The organism is Schleiferilactobacillus shenzhenensis LY-73 (assembly GCF_000469325.1).
GTDB classification, from domain to species: domain Bacteria; phylum Bacillota; class Bacilli; order Lactobacillales; family Lactobacillaceae; genus Schleiferilactobacillus; species Schleiferilactobacillus shenzhenensis.
In genome coordinates this window covers 67,699-72,296 of the sequence record NZ_KI271588.1, presented here as the reverse complement: position 1 = coordinate 72,296, position 4,598 = coordinate 67,699, and the positions used below count along the sequence as shown (strand labels likewise).

Genomic DNA, 4,598 nt, shown 5'->3' with positions numbered 1-4,598 from the left:
CACTTGCTTCGCTTCGCCCGCCCAGCCAGCCGGAGGGCCCAAATCGCCGGGCCTCGGCCCCTCTTTTACATTTCCGTGACACAAACCCGCCCCGAAACGTTACGTTCCCTCTTTATACTAAATAGTGAAGAAAGAGGAGGATGCGCAATGACCAAACGACGCCGAGCAATGGTATGGGGTATCGCGGTACTGGTGGTGCTGGCGGCCCTGGGCGGCGGTATTGCGGCCGTGCAGGCGGGCCAGCGGGGGGCCAATGCCCCCGAACGGCTGAGCTTGACCGGTTCCACGGCCATGGCCCCGCTGATTCAAGAAGCGGCCAAGAATTACAGCGCCGCCCATCCCAACGTGACGACCACCGTGACCGAAGGCGGCTCTGCTGAGGGATTCACCGCAGTCTCCGACGGGCGCGCCAGTTTCGGCATGAGTGATATTTTTGCGGAAGAAAAGGACGGCGTGGTGCCCAACAATCTGGTGGACCACAAGATTGCCGTGGTCGGCATCGTGCCCATCGTGAACAAGCGCCTGGGGGTCAAGACAATCACGACCACTGCCTTGCGCTTGATCTTCGCCGGTCAATATACGAATTGGCGGCAGGTGGGCGGACCGGATATGCCCATTACGATCATCAACCGGGCCGAGGGCAGCGGTACCCGCACCAGTTTTGACCGCCAGGTACTCCACGGGACCGAGCCGAAGACTGGGCTAGAACAGGAATCTTCGGCCAAGGCCCGGGCCATGGTGGCGTCCACACCGGGGGCCATTTCTTACTTGGCCCTGTCCGACTTGGACGACAGCGTTGCCCCGGTCTATATCGACGGGATCAAACCGTCCGCGGCCAACATCGAGACGGGCACATGGCCGCTGTGGGCGTACGAACATCTTTACGTGAAGGGGAAGCCGACGCTGGCCGAGGTGCGCTTCATCCAGTATCTGCAATCCGCTAAGGTCCAGAAGTCCCTGGTGACGAAGATGGGCTATCTGCCGATCAAGAATATGAAGGTGGAGCGCACGGCGGATGGCCAGCTGAACGATGTCCGACCGTAAGCTTGGCATCAATGCACAGTAAGAAAGGGTACCTTGTCCGATCACTTGACCGGACGAGGCACCCTTTCTGCAACCTACTGGTATTCGCTTAAGTAAGGTTCATTAATTGGCGTTGGCTTGGCCCAGATCGGCGCGGACGTATTGACCGCCGCCGACGTTATAGTAGGTCGCACCGTCGATCTGCTTGGTGCCGAAGGTCTGCCAGCGCGAGCCGGCGGTCAGCTGCTTCACCTGCTTGCCGTTGGCGTCCACCAGCGGGGCGGCTTGACTGCCGACCTTGAAGATGGGGTGGCTGCTGGCACTGGCAGCGGGCTTAGCGGCTGTGCTGCCGGCCACGCTCACGTCTGCAGCCTTGACCCACTCATTGGTGCCCACCTTATAACTGGTCGTACCGTCTGCGTTCTTGGCGACCGCGAAGTAGACCCACGAAGAATTGTACGGCAGCGTCCGTTCAGCACCGGTTCCGGTGGCACTGGCATAGACACCTGCACCATTCTTGTTCGTCACGGTCAAGGTGCCGGTAGCGGCCGTCACGGTACTCGTGCTGCTGGCTTGTTTAGCGGGTTGCGCAGCAGCGGGCTGCTGTTTCGGCTGGGCCTGTTTTTTGGCATCGGCGTTTTGCTGCTGGGTCGGCTTGGATTGTTTCTGACCGGCGTTGTTTTGTTGTTCGTGCTGCACGGATTGCGATTGCTGTGTGCTGGCCGCCTGGGCGGGGGAAGCGGCCGCCATCGTCAGCGGCGCGGCTGCCAAGAGGGCAGCGGAGAGAATACCAAGGGCCTTTACTTTCTGCATGAACATAATAATCGTCCTTTCTGGTATGGGGAATCTGCAGTCAACCGATAGCGAGAAATTGGGTCGTGGTTCAGCGGCGCTCCGGAGCACCTCGTTGACTACAAGAAACAGCATACCAAGCATTCCCGTCCCCGCCTAGCCGCCATTGCCACTTCTTGAGGAACTTTGCAAGGGCTTAACCGGTGTGAAGAAAGGATGGCGAAACACCACGAACACAGGGGTTAAATGTGAACTATCATTTCCCCCAATGTGAAAAAATACCCGCCGCAAGGGGCGGGCAAACACGGACGGGTTCTATTGCAACTCGGCCGCCTCGGCCGCGATGCGGTTGGCGACGCCTTCGCTCATGACCAGGTCGGTGAGCAGACCGCCGCGCAGGGCGCCCAGCGTCGCCTGGGTCTTGAACTTGCTGGTGACGATCGCCAATCGGCGGGGGACCGCCAGGGTCTGGGTCAGGGGTGCACCGAATACGGGCACATCGTCCGGGGCAATGAAGGTGCCCTGGACGGTATAGGGCCGGCCGTACAGCACACCGGCGGCCTCACCGGCCCGGTCCGGGGGGATGATGCGGTCCCGCTGGGCGTGCCAGACCGGGATCGAATCGATGGAGGCCAAGGTGCCGATTCCGGTGATGATCAAGTCCAGCCGCTGACAGAGGGCCAGGGTCGGGGTCACGGCGGGCTCTGCCGCCAGCAGCCGCCGGGCTTCTGGATCAAAGACGTACAGCGGCCCGACCAGCGTGTGGTACTGCGCGCTGAACTTATTCGCTGCCATCTCCACCATCCGGGTGGATCCGGCCTGGGAGTGGTATTTCATGTTTTCACCCATATATTGGGTGAAGTGCAGGGCGGGCACATCATCAGCCGCGAAGTGCTGAATGACGTCGTAGACTGTGCCGCCCCAAGTCAGCCCCACCACGTGCAGCGTGCGGATCAGCGGCTGGTACTGATGGGCAGCATAGGTCACCACCTGATCCACTGTCTGCGTCGGGTTGGCGGCATCCTGAATGATGGCCAGGTGGGGAATGGAGAAGGCCGCCTGGAAGCGCTGCTCCAACGCATGCAGCCGGGTGGCCGGACTCTGGATGGTGATCGTGACCAAGCCGCTGTTCTGGGCTTCGGTCAGATATTTTTCCACATAGTACCGAGACGTGTGATACTTGTCGGCCAACTCACTGATCGACGCTCGGGAGTAGTAATAATCCTGGGCGATCGCGGTGAGGAGGGCCTGATGTTCCGCTGATGCCATCGCCATTACCTGCACTTTCTATTTTCTCCCACCTAGTATATCATTCCGAGAAAGCCATTTTCAAAATTAAAAAATAAGCCTTTCGTTTTGAATAATGGAAATGTTGTGCGATAATGATCCCCGTTAAGAAGACATCATTTTGGGTTGAAGGAGGTCATTTTTCTTGGCAGAAAATGAAGTAGAACGGCTGCACAGCGCCCACACCGGTGTGCTGTCCATCAAGCCGGAGCTGACCGTGGCCAACCGGGACGACTTGGGCAAGGCCTATACGCCGGGCGTCGCCGGTCTGGCTAAAGAAATCGAAGCCGATCCGGCAAAGAAGGACGTTTACACCACCAGCGGCAAACTGGTGGCGGTGGTCACCGACGGTAGTGCGGTCCTCGGTCTGGGCAACATCGGGCCCGCTGGCGGTCTGCCCATCGTGGAGGGCAAAGCTTTGCTTTACAAGGAACTCGCCGGTGTCGACGCGATTCCCCTGGCGGTGGAACAAGTCAGCATCGACGACTTCGTCGCCACCATCAAGAACATTCAGAAGAGTTTCGCCGGTATTCACCTGGAAGACATTGCCGCCCCGCGCTGCTTCGCCATCGAAGACGCGCTGCAGCAGCAATTGGACATTCCGGTCTACCACGACGATCAGGAGGGCAGTGCCATTGTCGTCCTGGCTGGCCTGATCAACGCGGCTAAGGTGGTGGGCAAGCCCCTCACGGACTTGCACATCGTCCTCACCGGTGTCGGTGCCTCCGGTATCGCCACCGCTAAGCTGCTCCTGGCGGCCGGCATCACGCATATCACGCTGGTGGACATCCACGGCGTCGTCCGTCCGGATGACACCCAATACAATCAATATCAACGTGACTTAGCCGGCCAAGTCGACCAAGCCGCCGGCAGCACCTTGGACGAGGTCATCACTGGTGCCGACGCCTTCGTTGGCCTTTCTGACGCCCACGTGCTCACGGGTGCCCAGGTAAAGAAAATGGCCGCGCAGCCGATCATCTTCGCCCTGGCTAACCCGGTGCCCGAGATCGACCCGGCGGAGGCCCAAGCCGCCGGCGCCGCCGTCATCGCCACCGGCGCCAGCAAGTACCCCAACCAAGTCAACAACATCCTGGCATTCCCCGGCCTCTTCCGCGGTCTTCTCAAGAGTGGTCTCAAGTCCGTCAACACCGCGTTAGAAACCCAAATCGCCACCGCCCTCGCCAACCTCATCCCCGCCCCCACCGCGGACAAAATTGTCCCCGGTGTCTTCGACGCTGGTGTAGTCGACGCCGTCACGGCCGCGGTCGAAGCATTCGCGAAGCAGCAGAACTAACAAATAATCGGATAGGGAAGAAATCGTCAGCAATGACTGTGATGACACGGTTGGTATTGATTGAGGGACCCACGTCAGTGATTGCGGGAGGCATCTGCTTCACGGCCGACTCTGGCGTGGACTTCTTCGGCCATCCCAACAGTAGGGTGACGGAGGACGGACCGGATTTGGGGCGTGACTGTCCTCTGGTTCGTGCGTGGCC

The 4,598-nt window shown here is 60.0% G+C and carries 4 protein-coding genes; 2 read left to right on the top strand and 2 right to left on the bottom strand.

The window, feature by feature from the left end:
• Positions 1 to 147: 147 nt before the first annotated feature.
• Positions 148 to 1,044 (top strand): phosphate ABC transporter substrate-binding protein, encoded by an 897-nt coding sequence (locus L248_RS07180; protein WP_081701244.1) that lies wholly within the window; start codon positions 148 to 150, stop codon positions 1,042 to 1,044.
• A 102-nt stretch (positions 1,045 to 1,146) separates the two neighbouring features.
• On the opposite strand, the gene L248_RS07175 is transcribed toward L248_RS07180, so the two are convergent.
• Complete coding sequence (locus tag L248_RS07175) at positions 1,147 to 1,836, bottom strand: SLAP domain-containing protein (protein WP_196812004.1); 690 nt, start codon at positions 1,834 to 1,836, stop codon at positions 1,147 to 1,149.
• A 294-nt stretch (positions 1,837 to 2,130) separates the two neighbouring features.
• Positions 2,131 to 3,090, bottom strand: a complete 960-nt coding sequence (locus tag L248_RS07170; RefSeq protein WP_022529485.1) for a sugar-binding transcriptional regulator — start codon at positions 3,088 to 3,090, stop codon at positions 2,131 to 2,133.
• 157 nt (positions 3,091 to 3,247) lie between these two features.
• On the opposite strand from L248_RS07170, the gene L248_RS07165 reads away from it, so the two are divergent.
• Positions 3,248 to 4,396: an NAD(P)-dependent malic enzyme gene (locus tag L248_RS07165; RefSeq protein WP_022529484.1), complete on the top strand. Its 1,149-nt coding sequence runs from the start codon at positions 3,248 to 3,250 to the stop codon at positions 4,394 to 4,396.
• The last annotated feature ends 202 nt before the right edge of the window (positions 4,397 to 4,598 follow it).